This is a genomic window from Sphingomonas sp. GM_Shp_1 (assembly GCF_026540895.1).
Classification (GTDB): Bacteria; Pseudomonadota; Alphaproteobacteria; order Sphingomonadales; family Sphingomonadaceae; genus Sphingomonas.
The window spans coordinates 1-16,057 of the sequence record NZ_JALNUR010000028.1 but is presented as its reverse complement, the minus strand read 5'-3'; the positions used below and the strand labels follow the sequence as shown (position 1 = coordinate 16,057).

The window sequence follows — 16,057 nt, the reverse complement described above, 5'->3', positions numbered from 1 at the left end:
GGATCATGACCGGGCCGCCTTCGTCAACGGGGTGGTCGCCGCTTCGGTTTTCAGCGGCTCACCGCAGGAGGTCAGGACATGCGGGGCGGGGCGTTTCCCGACCAGCGCCTGGGCCGCCGACAGCCGTCGTGCATCGCGCCAGGTCCAGCGATGCCAGTCGGCCTGCCGGTGTGCGGTTTCCGCCATGGTCAGGCCGATGAGATTGGCCGTCCGCTGGCGAAGCACCGGCCCCGCCGCGCGGCGTTCCAGCGCGATCAGCGGCAGCAGCGCGGACGGCCCCAGATACTCCAGATAGCAGAGGTCGAGATCGGCGGCGCTGCGGGCATGGGCGATGTTCCACCGCGCCGCGATGCCGCCCAGGTCGCTGGCGCATCCGGCGGTCAGCACCACGCCCGCCGCCAGCGCATTGGCGTTGACCAGCCATCGCGCGGAATATCCGCACAGCATCCGCCAGCCGATCAGGATCAGCCCGACCGCGACCAGCGCCATCCAGGCAAGCGCTGCGATCCGCCATCCGGTCAGCGAATAGGCGGCGATATAATCGAGAGTCCGCAGGATGCTGGATGCGACCAGCAAGACATTCTGGGCGACCCACAACAGGATCAGACGGCGCAGCGTCCGGCTCTCACGCGCCGCGCCATCGGGGCGCGCGGCGAGCAACACGAACCCGCCCGCCAACAGGGCGGTCACGATCAGCGGATAGGCCCCCTGATGCGCATAATCGGCCAGCGTCACGCCCTCTGGCAGCGGGGCGCCGCTCCACAGAAAGGCGATGTCGAGTGTGTTCTGGATCGCGAAGATCAGATTGAACGCCGCGAGCGACAGGATCAACGTGCCGTGCGCGAGGTGCGGCATCGCGGCGGCGTCCCACTGCAAAATTCCGGTCTTTAGCAGCGTGCGGCGCGGCCGCAGGCTGGACCAGACCAGAACGAGGAAGCAACCCGAGAATATGAGCCGGCGCAGCAGGGTCGAGAGATCGGAAAAGCGGATCGCGGCAAAGGCGTTGGCGATCACAGGATTGGCCTGTGCGAACAGGGTCATGAACACCGCGCTGCCGATCATCGGCACGACCAGCACCGCCGCCACCTTGACGATCCGGCGGTGATCGCGCCGTCCCTCCGCCCGCGCCAGTCGCCGGGCGTCGCGAAGCGGTGCGACGATGCCCAGCACGCCATGGACGAACAGCCGCCCGGCCCATCGGATCGCGTCGTCGAACCGTCGCAGCGGCAATAAGGTCGCCGAGCCGATGGCGATCAGGAACAGCAACATCTTGAGCGGCCCCGGATCGTCGACCAGCATCACCCCGAACAGCGTCGCCATCGCCAGCGCGACCCGGGCCGCCCGGCTGGCGCGGACATCCGCGCGGGTCAGCGTCAGGATCACGCTCCACGCCAGCGCGAAGCCGCCCAGCGTCCAGCCGAGCTCCTCGCCATAGAAGAACAGATGCGCCAACCCGATCAGCGCGCCCGCGCCGATCAGCTTGATGTGGAAGCCATGGTGTCTGGACATATATACGGTCATGCCGATCTCCCTCGATGGGAGCCTTGTGCCGGTCGGCCATCGAGACGGGTCGGTCGGCGCGGCGATCATCCTGTCCGGATCCGGTGCAGAAACGGTGCAGGGGCACGGCGGGGATCACAGCGGCGAATGCGCCGATAATTCGCTTTGCAGCGCTGCCTCAACATCTTAGCCTTCGCGCCTCATGCCATCCGACACGGGAGTATCCATGCAGCGTCGCCAGTTCCTCGCCTCCGCCAGCCTTGCCACCGTCGCCGCCGCCTTGCCGGGAATGGCGCGCGCGGCGGAGGGATCGCGCGACGGGGAATTGCGCGCGATGCTGGATCGCTTCTTCTACGCCCGGCTGGAGGACAGCCCGGAACAGGCGACCTCGCTGGGGCTCGACACCGGGACGCGCGCGTCGTTGAAGAGCAGGCTGGGCGATGCCTCCCGCGCGGGCGAGGCGCGGCAATTCGCCCGCGCCAGGCAGGAACGGGCGGCGCTGCGCACCATTCCTCGCGCCTCGCTGGGGCCGGCGGCGCGGCTGGACTATGACATCGTCGCCTATGGCCTGGACCGGGTGATCGCGGGCGAGCGCTTCGCCTATGGATCGAGCGCGGGCCGCTATGCCCCTTATGTGCTCAGCCAGTTGTCGGGCGCCTATCGCGACGTGCCGGACTTTCTGTCCAGCCAGCACCGGGTGACCAATGCCGCCGATGCCGACGCCTATGTCGCGCGGGTCGAGGCCTTCGCGAATGCGATCGATGCCGAGACGGCGCGGCAGCGCGAGGATGCGGGGCGGGGCGTCTTCGCCCCCGACTATATCCTCGATACGACGCTGAAGCAGTTGGCGGCGGTGCGCGACAAGGCGCCCGAGGCGACCGGCCCCGCGATGGATCTGGCGGCCAAGCTGAAGGCCGCGCAACTGCCGCCCGAACGTGCCGCCACCGTCGCGCGGCTGATGGGCGAGCGGGTCTTTCCCGCGCTCGACCGCCAGCGGGCGCTGGTGACCGAACTTCGCGCCAAGGCGGTGCACGATGCGGGCGTCTGGCGCTTGCCGGACGGTGCGGCCTATTACACCGCCGCTGCCGCCGCCGCGACGACCACCAATATGGCGGGCGATGAAATCCACCGGCTGGGGCTGGCGCAGGTCGCCGAGATCGGCGCGCGGCTCGACGGGCTGTTGAAGGCGCAGGGGCTGACCCAGGGCAGCGTCGGCGAGCGGCTGGTCGCGCTCAACAAGCGGCCCGATCAACTGTATCCGAACACCGATCCGGGGCGCGAAGCCTTGTTGGAGCAGCTTCGTGCGCAGGTCGCGGCGATGACCCGTCGCCTGCCCGAGCAGTTCGCGACACTGCCCAAGGCCCCGGTCGAAATCCGCCGGGTGCCGGAGGCGATCCAGGCGGGCGCGCCGGGCGGCTATTACCAGTCCGCCTCGCTCGACGGATCGCGGCCCGCCATCTACTTCATCAACCTGCGCGACACGTTCGACCGGCCCAAATTCGGGCTGGCGACGCTGACCTATCATGAGGCGGTGCCCGGCCATCATCTTCAGGTCATGTCGGCGCTGGAGAGCCAGGATATTCCGCTGATCCGCCGCCGGGGCTTTTATTCGGGTTATTCCGAAGGATGGGCGCTCTATTCCGAACAGCTCGCCGACGAGATGGGGATGTATGAGGGCAATCCGCTGGGGCAGATCGGCTATCTGCAATCGCTGCTGTTCCGCGCGACCCGGCTGGTGGTCGATTCGGGAATGCATGCCAAGCGTTGGAGCCGGGAGAAGGCGACCGACTATCTGATCGCTACCACCGGCATCGCACGCGGACGCAGCCAGGGGGAGATCGATCGCTATACGGTCTGGCCCGGACAGGCTTGCAGCTACAAGATCGGACACACCGTCTGGACCCGCCTGCGCGACGCCGCCAAGGCCAAGGCGGGGGCGGGGTGGGACCCCAAGCGGTTCCACGAGGTGCTGACGCTGGGCGCGATGCCGCTCGACGTGCTGGAGCGGGTGGTGCGCGAGCGGATGGCGTAAGGCTTGGCCAATCGGCCTGGTCGCGGATAGGGTCATCGCGGAGGATAATGATGATGACCAAGCCGCGCCCGTATCTTGCTGCCCTGACGCTGTTGCTCGCCGCCCTTTCTATCGGTGGTGCTGCGGCGAACGCGGCGGACGGGCCATCGCGCGATCTGGGCGACTGGACGCTGGCGCCGAGCGAGGACGGGCAGGGGTGTTTCCTCACCCGCGTCTACAAGCGGCCGGGCGATACCACGCTGTTGCTCGGGCTGGACCGGGATGGGTCGAATCATCTGACGGTGCTGAACGACAATTGGTCGATCAAGCCCAAGGAGCGGCTAGCGCTCGACTTTCGGCTGACGAGTGGCGGGTATCCAAAGCATTTCGCGGTTGGCCTCAACTCGGACGGAAAGCCGGGCTTCGTCACCAGCTTTGAAAAGGCCTTCCCGACCTATCTCGCCCGGTCGCAGCGGCTGGATATCGCGCGGGGTGACGTGCCCGTCGAACGGTTGGCGATGGACGGCAGCGGCGCGGCGATCGCGGCGCTGCGCGATTGCGTCGCCGCCCGGAAGAGCGCACAGAGGAAGCCTTCCAAGGAAGACAGGGGTAATGACGGCATACCGCGCGACCCCTTCGCCAAGCAGTCGGATCGCAGGCGCTGAATTCTGAACCAAGACTTAACAATCCGAGTTGTTTGGCAAGTCTTGGCGATTATTGTGCAGTAAACGCTTGGTCGAAAAACCGGCACGGTCGAACAGAATTAGATTGTCGAACTTTTTCCGCTCAGCTTCGTTGTTGCGGTTGGTTAACGACTGAAAGAACTGTTATGTCTGCTTTTGCCTCCAAATCCCTTCTCGCGGTGGTGACCCTGGCTGGCGCTGTCGGCCTTAGCGGTTGCGCCACCAAGTCCTTTGTCCGCGAACAGATCGCTCCGGTCAGCCAACGCGTGGATTCGCTGGAGCAGCGGCTCCAGCAAACCGACGGCACCGCCAAGGCGGCGCTGGCGGAAGCGCAGGCCGCGTCGGGTCAGGCCCAGGCCAATGGCCAGCGGCTGGATCAACTCGGCGGTCGCGTGGACGGTGTCGAACAGCGCCTGACCGTGCAGGAACAGAAGCCCGCACGGCGCCCGCGTCATTGATCACGGCGCCATTGATCGACTGCGCATCGATCCGATAAATTGAAGCCCCTTACCTGTGCCGGTCTTCCCATCGCGGAGGACCGGCCATTTTTGTCGAGTCCCTCTTGCCGATGATCCCAATATTGGCGCCGCTGATCGGTCTTGCCCTGGCCACCCCGGCCGTGACCGATGTTCGCCGCCCCAAGACGGTCCGCGCCGCGCCCGCCAAGACGGCACGAAAGGCCCCGCCGCCCCAGGCGGATGCCGCGCCTCCGATTCTCCCTTCGCCGGATGTCCAGCGGGTGATGGCCTGGGTCAGCGGTTCCGGCGACAATCGCGGCCTGCCCTGGGCGGTCGTCGACAAGACCCATGCCGCACTGTTCCTCTTCGCCCCCGATGGCAAGCCGCTGGCCGCCGTGCCGGTGCTGATCGGGATCGCGCCGGGTGACGAGGCGAGCCCCGGCGTCGGCACCAAGACGCTGGCTGCGCTCGGCCCCGCGGAAAAGACCACGCCCGCCGGGCGCTATCTCGCCAAGTTCGGATTGCCGGTCGCGGGCGAGCGGGTGCTGTGGGTCGATTACGCGACCTCGGTGGCGCTGCATCCGATCCCCAAGGATGCCGGAGCGAAGGAGAAGCGGCGCGAACGGATGCTCTCCCCCACGCCCGACGACAACCGCATCACCTTTGGCTGCATCAACGTGCCTCAGGCCTTCTACGCCAAGCAGTTGCGTCCGACGTTCCGGAAAAAGGGCGGCTATGTCTATATCCTGCCCGACACCAAGTCGCTGGAGGATGTGTTCCCCCGCCTGCGGGCGTTGCCGGCGCTTTGACCTTTTGTTGTCTGGGTGGGGTCGATTGACGGTCGCAAACCGGCCGCCGTCGTCCGGCAGCACCTCCGCCGGTTAAAATTGCTTCGCGTCAATGACGGCTCGGTGAAGAGTTATAATCGACACCCGTGATTAGCTGGGATAAGCCGGTCAGATGGCAGACATTCCTCAGACCCCGCTGCTCGACACGGTGCATACCCCCGACGATCTGCGTCGGCTGGCTCCCGAACAGTTGCGGCAACTCGCCGACGAATTGCGGACCGAGACGATCTCGGCGGTCGGCACCACCGGTGGTCATCTCGGCTCCGGGCTGGGCGTTGTCGAGCTGACGGTCGCGATCCATTATGTCTTCAATACGCCCGATGACCGGCTGATCTGGGACGTCGGGCACCAATGCTATCCGCACAAGATCCTGACCGGGCGGCGCGACCGGATTCGCACCATCCGCCAGGGTGGCGGCCTGTCGGGCTTCACCAAGCGGACCGAGAGCGAGTACGACCCCTTCGGCGCGGCGCACAGCTCGACCTCGATCTCGGCGGCTCTGGGCTTTGCGGTCGCCAACAAGCTGGCGGGTACGCCGGGCAAGGGCATCGCGGTGATCGGCGACGGCGCGATGTCGGCGGGCATGGCCTATGAGGCGATGAACAATGCCGAGCAGGCGGGCAATCGCCTGATCGTCATCCTGAACGACAATGACATGTCGATCGCGCCGCCGGTGGGTGGCCTGTCGGCCTATCTGTCGCGCATGGTGTCCAGCCGCGAATTCCTGGGCGTGCGCGACGTGCTCAAGAAGCTGGCCAAGCGTTTCCCGCGCCCGATCCAGAAGGCGGCGCGCAAGACCGACGAGTTCGCGCGCGGCATGACCATGGGCGGCACGCTGTTCGAGGAACTGGGCTTTTATTATGTCGGCCCGATCGACGGCCACAATCTCGACCATCTGATCCCCGTCCTCGAGAATGTCCGCGACGCCGAGGAAGGCCCGATCTTGATCCATGTCGTCACCAAGAAGGGCAAGGGCTATGCCCCGGCCGAGGCGGCGGCGGACAAATATCACGGCGTCCAGAAGTTCGACGTCATCACCGGCGCGCAGGCCAAGGCCCCGCCGGGACCACCCGCCTATCAGAATGTCTTCGGCCAGGCGCTGGCCCGCGAGGCGGAGAGCGATCCGCGCATCTGTGCGATCACCGCGGCCATGCCGTCGGGCACCGGGCTGGACAAGTTCGCGGTGACTTATCCCGACCGCTTCTTCGACGTGGGCATCGCCGAGCAGCATGCGGTGACCTTCGCGGCCGGTCTGGCGGCGCAGGGAATGCGGCCCTTCTGCGCCATCTATTCGACCTTCCTCCAGCGCGCCTATGACCAGGTGGTCCATGACGTCGCGATCCAGAACCTGCCCGTCCGCTTCGCGATCGACCGTGCTGGGCTGGTCGGGGCGGACGGTGCGACCCATGCGGGCTCGTTCGACGTCACCTATCTCGCCAGCCTGCCCAATATGGTGGTGATGGCCGCCGCCGACGAGGCGGAGCTGGTCCATATGGTCCATACCTGCGTGAACCACGACTCCGGGCCCATCGCGGTGCGGTATCCGCGCGGCAACGGCGTCGGCGTGGCGCTGCCCGAGACGCCCGAATTGCTGGAGATTGGCAAGGGGCGTGTGGTCCGCGAGGGCAAGAAGGTGGCGATCCTCTCGCTCGGCACCCGCCTGGCGGAGGCGCTGCGCGCCGCCGATACGCTGGAGGCCAAGGGGCTGTCGACCTCGGTCGTCGACCTGCGCTTCGCCAAGCCGCTCGACGAGGCGCTGATCCGGCGGATGCTGACCACCCATGAGGTGGCGGTGACGATCGAGGAGAATGCGATTGGCGGCCTCGGCGCGCACGTGCTGACCATGGCGTCGGATGAGGGGTTGATCGACGGCGGGTTGAAGCTGCGCACGATGCGTCTGCCCGACATCTTCCAGGATCAGGACAAGCCCGAGGTGCAATATGCCCAGGCCGGACTGGACGCCGACGCCATCGTGGAGACGGTGTTGAAGGCGTTGCGCCACAACAGCGCCAACGTACCCGAAGGCGCACGCGCGTGATCCGGGGCTGGACCGCCGTCATCGTCTTCACGACGCTGGCAGTGGTCATGATGATCGGGGTGAATGTCCGCATGTGGCGGCGGATGAAGGCCACCACGGCGGCGGCGAAGGCGGAGGCGGCGCGACATGAGGTCGAGGCGGCTCCATCGGAAGAGAGCACGGACCTCCGTTCAGCCTGAGCGAAGTCGAAGGCCAAGGGAAACCCTGTGCCTTCAATCCCACCCCGACAAAGCCGAGATGGTGTACGTGGCGGATGGCGGGGCGTAGCCTTCGACTTCGCTCAGGCTGAACGGAGGAGGGGAAGGGGACGTCCCACCTCCGTTCGCCCAACCACCGTCCGCGCCGAGCGAAGTCGAAGCGCATGCCCAACCATCGGCCCCGAACACCGGGCTATACTTATCGCCCCAGATAATGCGCCTGCGCCGCGTCCGTCGCATTGACCGCCAGCACGGCGCGGGCTTCGCTCGGCGATAATGGCCCCGAAGGCGTGGGGCGGTCCATTCCGCTTGCCGCGATCACCCGGTCGAGCAGTTCCTGCCCTTCCTGCCACCAGCCCAGCCCGCTGGCCGCATTGATATGCCCCTGATGCCCGGCATCGACGAAATGGCTACCCCAATCGACCGCCAGGCTGTGCGCGCGCTCGATCGAAATCCAGGGATCGTCCTGGCTCGCGACCAGGATCGAGGGGAAGGGCAGCGGCGTGCGGGGCGACGGCGCAAAGCCCTTCAACGCGTCCGGCGCGTCCGCCCGGTCGACATCGGCGGGCGCGACCAGCAATGCGCCCGCGACCGGCCAGCCATAGGGTTGCGGGGACAATTCCGCCCACCAGGCGACGGCCAGACAACCCAGCGAATGCGCCGCCAGGATCACCGGCGCCTGCGCCTGGCGGATCGCCTGATCGAGCCGCGTGACCCAGGCATTGCGGTGCGGCGTCGACCACATGCCCAGTTCGACCCGGATCGTGTCGGGTCGCGCCTCTTCCCACAGGCTCTGCCAGTGCGAGCGGCCCGAGCCGCCCAGCCCGGGTACGGTGAGGACCGTCGGTTTGCGGGCCTCATAGGATGCGAACGAACCCATATGGCGTCTCCTCGATTCCGGGTCGGGTCGACTCCCGATCCATGCGATCAATTTATTCCTACTAAAAAGATAGGCAATAGCATTCGAGCCCAGTGGATCGTGGCTTGCGACGGGCCGAGGCGAGGGGTAGGGGCGGGGCATGGCCAAGCTGCGTGTCGACCAGATGCTCGTGGATCGCGGACTCGTGGAATCCCGTTCGCGCGCGCAGGCGCTGGTGATGGCGGGCCTCGTCTTTTCGGGCGAGACCAAGATCGCCAAGCCCGGACAGCAACTGGCCGAGGATGCCGCGCTCGACGTGCGCGGGCGCGACCATCCCTGGGTGTCGCGCGGCGGCATCAAGCTGGCCCACGGCCTGGAGCATTTCGGTTGGGACGTGACCGATGCGGTGGCCATCGATGTTGGCAGTTCGACCGGGGGCTTTACCGACGTGCTGCTGCAAAAGGGGGCGGCGCGGGTCTATGCGGTCGATAGCGGCACCAACCAGCTCGCCTGGTCGCTGCGGCAGGACGCGCGCGTCATCGTCCATGAACAGACGAGCGCCCGCATCCTGACCGAGGCGCATATCCCCGAGCCCGTCGACATGATCGTCTGCGATGCCAGTTTCATCGGGCTGGCCAAGGTGCTGGAGCGCCCGCTGAGCTTCGCCGCCCCGGACGCACGGTTGCTCGCGCTCATCAAGCCGCAGTTCGAGGCGGGACGTGAGGAGGTCGGCAAGGGCGGGGTGGTCCGCGATCCTGCCGTCCACGCACGCGTCTGCGATCAAGTTGTCGCCTGGCTGACCGACGCAGGATGGCAGGTCGCGGGCGTGACCCGAAGTCCCATCACCGGACCCGAGGGAAATATCGAGTTTCTGATCGCCGCATCCCGAAATTGAACGGCTCGGCCCATATAAAATCCACCTTATCCGTTTACTGTCTGTGGCTGGTGCGGCACACCCACGGGCATCATGGCGAAAGAGGGTCAATTGGGTACGATCGCGTCGAAGGGTCAGTTGCGGATGTCCTTCCTGCGCTGGGCGGTCGTCATCGTGCCCCTTGTTCTGCTGCTCGGTTTCGCGTCGGGGCGTTCGGTGCCCGCCGGCAGCGAGAATGGCTGGTACATGGCGCTCACCAAGCCCGAGTTGACTCCGCCCGGCTGGGTGTTCCCGGTGGCGTGGACGACGCTCTATATCCTGATCGGTCTGGCGCTGGCGATGATCGTCCATGCGCGGGGCGCCCGGGGGCGGGGCGTCGCCATCGGCCTGTTCGTGGCCCAGTTCGCGCTGAACCTGGCCTGGACCCCGCTGTTTTTCGGCGCGCACAAGGTGGGTACGGCGCTGGTCGTGCTGATCGCGATCCTGCTGCTGTCGATCGTCACCACCATCGCTTTCTCGCGGATTCGGCGCGGGGCGGCGTGGTTAATGCTGCCCTATCTGGTGTGGCTGTCCTTCGCCGGGGTGCTCAACTGGCGGATCGGCCAGCTCAATCCCGATGCGGAAAGGCTTGTGCCGAGCGCCCAGACCTCCCAAATGCTGTGAAACGAATTTTGGGAATTTGATCATGCAGGCCGATAACAAGCTGTTCGACGATTTCGCCAAGGTGATGAACGGCCTGGCCGGTACCGTCGCCGGCATGGGCCGCGAAGCCGAGGCGAGCGCTCGTTCGCGTGCGCGCGAGTGGATCGGCGGACTGGATTTCGTCAGCCGCGAGGAGTTCGAGGTTGCCAAGGCGATGGCGGTCGCCGCACGCGACGAGGCCGATGCGCTGAAGGCGCGTCTGGATGCGCTGGAGGCGCGGCTGGGTGGTTCGGCGACGGCGACGACCGGGGTCGAATCCTGACTTCCCTAAGCCGTTCCGATCGCTGGTCCGGCGCGGGTCGCCGGACAGCTATCCACAGATTTCGGCATCCGGCTGCTTGCAGCTTGGCCGCGCGCGGTGCAACCTGCGGCGGTCTGGGTTTGTTCGCAAGGGCCTGTGATGCTTGAATCGACCGATCATGAAGCCGATGATTCGGCCCCCATCGATATGCTGGAGGCGTATTTCGCCGCCCATGGGTGGGAGCATGAGCGTCATGACGAGGAAATCGTCGCAACGGTCAAGGGCAGCTGGGCCAGCTACGAACTCCGCGCGCTGTGGCGGGATGACGACAGCGTCCTGCAATTCCTGGCTTTTCCCGACATCAAGGTGACCGAGGATCGCCGCGCCAGCATCTATGAGGCGCTGGCGATGGTCAACGAACAGCTGTGGATCGGCCATTTCGAGCTGTGGTCGAACAGCGGGATCCTGCTCTATCGCCACGCCGCGATGGTCGATGGCGGGGAGGACGGCACCATCTCGCTCTCGGCGACCGAATTGCTGGTCGAATCGGCGATCGAGGAGTGCGAGCGCTTCTATCCGGTGTTCCAGTTCGTCCTGTGGGGCGGCAAGACCCCGCGCGAGGCACTGGCCGCCGCGTTGATCGAGACGCAGGGCGAGGCCTGAGGGAGGGGCTGGGCGTGAGCTTTCCTGACGGTCCTATCTGGCTGATCGGCTGCGGCAACATGGCCGGGGCGATGCTGCGGCGCTGGTTGTCCTCCGGGCTGGACCCCCTACAGGTTACCGTCATCACCCGCAGCGGGCGCGGCGCGCCGGAGGGCGTTCGCTCGCTGACCACGCTGCCCATCGATGAGACACCCGCGATCCTGATGCTGGGGTTCAAGCCGCAGCAGTTGGACGATATCGCTCCGACCCTGGCGCATCTACGGCCCGCCTTGCTTCTCTCGATCCTGGCGGGTGTGGAGGAGCAGGCCTTGGCGTCGCGTATCGCCGCCGACTCGGTGGTGCGGATGATGCCCAACCTGCCGGTCGCGATCGGGCAGGGGGTGACGGCGCTTTATACGAGTTCGACTGATCCGGCGGTCCGTGCGGCGGCGGAGGCGCTCGCGACGCCGTTGGGGATCGCGCCCTGGGTCGAGGACGAGGGGCGGTTCGATGCCGTCACCGCGCTGGCGGGTTGTGGTCCGGCCTTTGTCTTTCGCTTTATCGACGCGCTGGCGCAGGCCGGAGCGGCCCTGGGCCTTGCGCCCGAACTGGCGCAGCGATTGGCGCTCGCGACGGTCGACGGGGCAGGGGCGATGGCCATGGCCGCCGACGCATCGGCCGCCACGCTGGCCGATCGTGTGGCGAGCCCCGGCGGCTCGACCCGCGCCGGGTTGAATGTGCTGGACGCCGATGACGCACTGTTGCGGCTGATGACCGAGACGCTGGCCGCTTCGGAGCGGCGCAATCGCGATATGGCCGCCGCTGCTCGGGGGTGAGGACGTGTTTCGCGCAGAGGCGCGGAGGACGCAGAGGTTTGGCGCTTGGGGAGACGTAGCCTTTCCCGCTATCACCTTTGCGTGATTCTATAACGGGATGACCTCAGTTCGATCCACCCCTCCCCTTCAGGGGAGGGGGCGGGGGTGGGGCGCTTCCCCAAACGCGTTGCCCGTGGTGATGCCCCACCCCAACCCTCCCCTGAAGGGGAGGGGCTCGGCTAGGGTCTGCTCCGTGTCATTCGGCTCTAGCACGAAAGCAGCTCTGGCCTTCTGTCACGCCGCGGCGCGAAATCAGCCGTCGTTGGTCCGCAAGTCCTCGATCCGGGCGCGTTCCTGTTCGGGGATGAACCCCTCCAGCACGGTCCAGAACCCCGTCACCGCCTGCTGCCCGGCCCGCGCATAGGCCTTGGACAGCTTTTCGCGCAGCGCGTCGAACAACTCCGCTTCCATCTTCGCGCCAGCGGGCGTCAGGCGCAGCAGCCTCTGCCGCCGGTCGCGATCGCCCGGGCGCGTCTCGATCAGGTCGCGGCTCGCCAGTTCGTTGAGCACGCGGCCCAGCGACTGTTTGGTGATCGCGAGCAGCGACAGTAGCTCGCTGACCGTCATGTCGGGCTTGCGAGCCATGAAGTACAGGGCGCGGTGATGGGCACGGCCCAACCCCTGCGCGGCGAGACCGCGGTCGATGGATCGCACGAGGTGGCTATTGCCGAAATACAGCAATTCCATGCCCCTGCGGAGTTCGGGCTCGCGGAGAAATTGTGCCGACGCGGACTGGTTAGAGGCAGCCATGTTGACCCGTCTAGACACAGGGCCTAGGCCACGGCAACCCAAAACAGAGAGATGATCATGGACGCGGCACAATCCCTTACGTTTCGGTTCGATCCTTGCGCGACTCCGGTTGCGGCGAGCGAGCGGGCGGCGCGTCTGGTCGATCCGGGTTTCGGTCGCGTCTTCACCGATCACATGGCGCTGATCCGCTATAGCGACGACAAGGGTTGGCACGATGCGCAGATCACCGCGCGGGCACCGCTCAGCGTCGATCCGGCGGCCTCGGTCCTGCATTATGCGCAGGAAATCTTCGAGGGGATGAAGGCCTATCGCCTGGCCGATGGCGGCACCGCGCTGTTCCGGCCCGAGGCGAATGCGCGGCGTTTCCAGGATTCGGCGCGTCGCATGGCGATGCCCGAACTGCCCGAGAATCTGTTCCTCGAATCGGTCGAGCGGCTGGTCGAGATCGAGCGGAACTGGATTCCCGAACAGGATGGCGGCGCGCTCTATCTGCGCCCCTTCATGTTCGCGAGCGAGGTGTTCCTGGGCGTGAAGCCGTCCGCGGAATATCTCTACATGGTCATCGCCTCCTCGGTCGGCGCCTATTTCAAGGGCGGGGCGCCCGCCGTGTCGATCTGGGTCAGCCAGGGCTATACCCGTGCGGCGCCCGGCGGCACCGGTGCGGCCAAGTGCGGCGGAAATTACGCCGCCAGCCTGCTCGCCCAGAAGGAGGCGATCGCGAACGGCTGCGACCAGGTGGTCTTCCTCGACGCGGTCGAGCGCCGCTGGGTCGAGGAACTGGGCGGTATGAACGTCTTCTTCGTGTTCGACGACGGCTCGCTGGTGACGCCGCCGCTGACCGGCACGATCCTGCCCGGCATCACCCGCGATTCGATCCTGACCATCGCGCGTGTCCAAGGCCTGACGGTGCGCGAGGAGCCCTATGCCATCGACCAGTGGCGCGCCGACGCCGCCAGCGGTCGCCTGGTCGAAGCCTTTGCCTGCGGCACGGCGGCGGTGGTCACTCCGATCGGCAGCGTCGCGGAGCCGGCGGGCCGCTTCACCATCGGCAGCGGCGGCCCCGGCCAGCTGACCACGGCATTGCGCGAACAACTGGTCGCGATCCAGCGCGGCCAGGCCCCCGACCCGCATGGCTGGATGCGCCGCCTGGGCTGAAGAATCGACTGAATAGGGCTTTTCAAGAGCGGCGCGCCGGTTATAAGCGCGCCTCTCCACTGGGGCGTCGCCAAGCGGTAAGGCAACGGTTTTTGGTACCGTCATACGCAGGTTCGAATCCTGCCGCCCCAGCCATATTTCCAGCTAAGTTATTGTTTTAGCGGCAGAAAATCGGTCGCAGCCACTGGATTGGGCCGGTGGGTGTGACGGCTCCATGTGGAGATGCCGTGCCTGCGATCCAGAACGTCGAGCGCCGAGGCGCCGTCTATTACTGGCGCCGTACCGTCCGTTTTCAGGATGGTAAGCCTTTTACCCTACGCCTCAGCCTCCGAACGACCGCCCAGGCGGTGGCGCGCAGCATGGGGTGCGCGATGACGGCGAAGAGCGAGACGCTAAAGATGACTTTGGGCCAGCACGGCCGAGCCGCAAGTCTGACGATCGCCCAGAAGGCCGGAATCTTCCGCGAGGCGATGGAGGGGATGCGCGATCATCTCGAGCGGGTCCACGTCGGCTACCAGCGCACCGATCCCGACGCGACCTTCATGATCGAGGGCCTCGTCGCCATCTACGAGGTGATGCTGAGGGATTTCGTCGTGAACGGCGTCCCGGAGAACGTAGGAAGCCGCGAGCACGTCGAGGCACGCTTTTCCGGACTGACGGACGAGCAGAAGGAGACGCTGATCGACTTCTTCGCAGACCGACCGGACTGGCGCGAACGGTCGCATGACAAGGCGGCTCAGGATCTTCGAACGGTGGGCGTCGCCGAGACCGAGGACAATCTCGACATTGCCCGGAAGGTCAATCTTGAGGGAAGGCTGGCGGCCGCGCTGGAATATCGGCGTCGCCTCGTCGATCCGGCGACGATGTGGGCGACCATGACCGACGATCGTGGCCCGGCCTCGGCGATGCCCTTCGCCGCTGTTGCCGCTGCCCCTGCGGCTGTTCCTGCCCCGGTCCCGCCGCACGTGCCCGAGGTGGCCGAGCCTTGGGCGTCGATGACGCCGACCCAGGCCGCGGAGCGGTTCATCGCCGACAATCCCAAGATCGTTGGTGACGCAAGACGAAAGGCGCGCTGGACGGAGAAGACCCGGACCCAGTTCCTGTCGGCGGCGCGCCTGCTTGAGAAGAGCTATGGCGCACGCCCGATACGCCTCGTCGTGCGCGAGGACGTGGTCCGGCTCAACGAGCATTTCTCACGTCTGCCCGTTAGCCACCACAAGTCGCGGCGCCACGACGCGATGTCGCTCGAGGAAATCTGTCGCGAGGCGGGGGAGGAGATCAAGGCCGGCACGCGCGACGCGAAGACGATCGGGCTTCAGTCGACCAGCACGAACCGCCACTTCCTCTTCCTGAAGGAATTGATGGCCTGGGTCGGCAAGCAGGTCGACGGCGTCGCCACCATCGACTGGTCGGACTTCCTCTATGAGGATGATCGCGACGCGCGCGATCAGCGCGACGCGTATACCGAGGAGGATGGACGGCAACTGTTTCGTCTGCCGATCTGGACCGGGTCGCGATCACTCGGGCGTCGGCTCGAGCAGGGGGCCGAAATTTGGCACGACGCGGGCTTTTGGGTGCTGCCCATTGCTTGGTACACCGGCTGTCGGCGCGAGGAAATCTGCCAGCTGACGCTCGACGACATCGGCGAGGAGAACGGAATCTGGTTCTTCGCGATCACCGACGAGAACGGCGGGCGCGTCAAGAACAGGGCGGCGGTGCGACTGGTACCGTTCGCTGACGAACTGATTCGGCTCGGACTGCCGGACTACATCAAGGCGCTGCGCGCTGCGGGCGAGACGATGCTGTTTCCCGAGCTTCGAACCGCGTCGGGCAAGCGGAGCTATGGCGACGTCTTTTACAAGAACTGGTGGATGAAGATCGCGAGGAAGCTGGACTTCATCGAGCCGGGGCAGGCCATCCACTCGTTTCGGCACACGGTCACGACGGAGTTGAAGCACCGTGAGGTATTCCTCGAAACCCGTGCAGACCTCGTCGGCCATACCATGAGCGGGGAAACCGCCGGCCGCTATTCGAAGGCGGCGCGGTTGAACCGGCTGAAGGAGGCGGTGGATCAGATCCCCAAGGTTACCGACCGCCTCCGGCCGCTGCCGACGCGTCTTCTACCTGCCTCCAGCCGCCAGCCTCGTTCGGCCCGACTTAAGGTCGGTGAGTAATTTACGTCGTCAGCTAGCACCGGAATAGAATGTCGTGAGACGACCGACTT

Annotated in this window: 16 protein-coding genes and 1 tRNA gene; 14 read left to right on the top strand and 3 right to left on the bottom strand. The window is 66.3% G+C overall.

The window, feature by feature from the left end; all coding sequences use genetic code 11:
• Positions 1-3: 3 nt before the first annotated feature.
• Entirely contained in the window at positions 4-1,521 is a 1,518-nt protein-coding gene (locus tag OXQ33_RS13425; RefSeq protein ID WP_267435201.1) for a DUF4173 domain-containing protein, read from the bottom strand.
• 205 nt (positions 1,522-1,726) lie between these two features.
• Between OXQ33_RS13425 and OXQ33_RS13420 the strand changes: the two genes are divergently transcribed.
• From OXQ33_RS13420 to OXQ33_RS13395, 6 genes are all read left to right on the top strand, one after another.
• Positions 1,727-3,532 carry a DUF885 family protein gene (locus OXQ33_RS13420; protein ID WP_267435200.1) on the top strand — a complete coding sequence of 602 codons (1,806 nt, stop codon included), beginning with the start codon at positions 1,727-1,729 and terminating at the stop codon, positions 3,530-3,532.
• Positions 3,533-3,579: 47 nt separating this feature from the next.
• Entirely contained in the window at positions 3,580-4,176 is a 597-nt protein-coding gene (locus OXQ33_RS13415) for a hypothetical protein (protein WP_267435199.1), read from the top strand.
• A 164-nt stretch (positions 4,177-4,340) separates the two neighbouring features.
• Positions 4,341-4,652, top strand: coding sequence for a hypothetical protein (locus OXQ33_RS13410; RefSeq protein ID WP_267435198.1), 312 nt, complete (start codon positions 4,341-4,343; stop codon positions 4,650-4,652).
• A gap of 110 nt (positions 4,653-4,762) precedes the next feature.
• Positions 4,763-5,461: a hypothetical protein gene (locus tag OXQ33_RS13405; protein WP_267435197.1), complete on the top strand. Its 699-nt coding sequence runs from the start codon at positions 4,763-4,765 to the stop codon at positions 5,459-5,461.
• A 151-nt stretch (positions 5,462-5,612) separates the two neighbouring features.
• A complete protein-coding gene (gene dxs / locus OXQ33_RS13400; RefSeq protein ID WP_267435196.1) occupies positions 5,613-7,538 on the top strand; it encodes a 1-deoxy-D-xylulose-5-phosphate synthase in 1,926 nt (641 codons plus the stop codon).
• Positions 7,535-7,717, top strand: a complete 183-nt coding sequence (locus OXQ33_RS13395) for a hypothetical protein (protein WP_267435195.1) — start codon at positions 7,535-7,537, stop codon at positions 7,715-7,717. The genes dxs and OXQ33_RS13395 overlap by 4 nt, the downstream gene beginning before the upstream one ends.
• Before the next feature lie 217 nt (positions 7,718-7,934).
• On the opposite strand, the gene OXQ33_RS13390 is transcribed toward OXQ33_RS13395, so the two are convergent.
• Entirely contained in the window at positions 7,935-8,615 is a 681-nt protein-coding gene (locus tag OXQ33_RS13390; RefSeq protein ID WP_267435194.1) for an alpha/beta hydrolase, read from the bottom strand.
• 139 nt (positions 8,616-8,754) lie between these two features.
• On the opposite strand from OXQ33_RS13390, the gene OXQ33_RS13385 reads away from it, so the two are divergent.
• The 5 genes from OXQ33_RS13385 (at position 8,755) to OXQ33_RS13365 (ending at position 11,889) form a co-directional block, all read left to right on the top strand.
• On the top strand, positions 8,755-9,489 hold the full coding sequence (locus tag OXQ33_RS13385; protein ID WP_267435193.1) for a TlyA family RNA methyltransferase: 735 nt from the start codon (positions 8,755-8,757) through the stop codon (positions 9,487-9,489).
• Positions 9,490-9,561: 72 nt separating this feature from the next.
• Complete coding sequence (locus OXQ33_RS13380; RefSeq protein ID WP_267435192.1) at positions 9,562-10,131, top strand: TspO/MBR family protein; 570 nt, start codon at positions 9,562-9,564, stop codon at positions 10,129-10,131.
• A 22-nt stretch (positions 10,132-10,153) separates the two neighbouring features.
• Positions 10,154-10,432 (top strand): accessory factor UbiK family protein, encoded by a 279-nt coding sequence (locus tag OXQ33_RS13375; protein ID WP_267435191.1) that lies wholly within the window; start codon positions 10,154-10,156, stop codon positions 10,430-10,432.
• Positions 10,433-10,570: 138 nt separating this feature from the next.
• Positions 10,571-11,074, top strand: coding sequence for a YbjN domain-containing protein (locus OXQ33_RS13370; protein ID WP_267435190.1), 504 nt, complete (start codon positions 10,571-10,573; stop codon positions 11,072-11,074).
• An 8-nt stretch (positions 11,075-11,082) separates the two neighbouring features.
• Positions 11,083-11,889 (top strand): pyrroline-5-carboxylate reductase dimerization domain-containing protein, encoded by an 807-nt coding sequence (locus OXQ33_RS13365; protein WP_267435221.1) that lies wholly within the window; start codon positions 11,083-11,085, stop codon positions 11,887-11,889.
• 291 nt (positions 11,890-12,180) lie between these two features.
• Here OXQ33_RS13365 and OXQ33_RS13360 read toward each other — a convergent pair whose 3' ends face one another.
• Complete coding sequence (locus tag OXQ33_RS13360) at positions 12,181-12,678, bottom strand: helix-turn-helix domain-containing protein (RefSeq protein ID WP_267435189.1); 498 nt, start codon at positions 12,676-12,678, stop codon at positions 12,181-12,183.
• Positions 12,679-12,735: 57 nt separating this feature from the next.
• Between OXQ33_RS13360 and OXQ33_RS13355 the strand changes: the two genes are divergently transcribed.
• From OXQ33_RS13355 to OXQ33_RS17515, 3 genes are all read left to right on the top strand, one after another.
• Positions 12,736-13,833, top strand: a complete 1,098-nt coding sequence (locus tag OXQ33_RS13355; protein WP_267435188.1) for a branched-chain amino acid aminotransferase — start codon at positions 12,736-12,738, stop codon at positions 13,831-13,833.
• A 60-nt stretch (positions 13,834-13,893) separates the two neighbouring features.
• Positions 13,894-13,968: transfer RNA gene (locus tag OXQ33_RS13350), tRNA-Gln, on the top strand.
• Between the two features lie 92 nt (positions 13,969-14,060).
• Positions 14,061-16,007 carry a site-specific integrase gene (locus OXQ33_RS17515; RefSeq protein WP_267435187.1) on the top strand — a complete coding sequence of 649 codons (1,947 nt, stop codon included), beginning with the start codon at positions 14,061-14,063 and terminating at the stop codon, positions 16,005-16,007.
• Positions 16,008-16,057 lie beyond the last annotated feature (50 nt).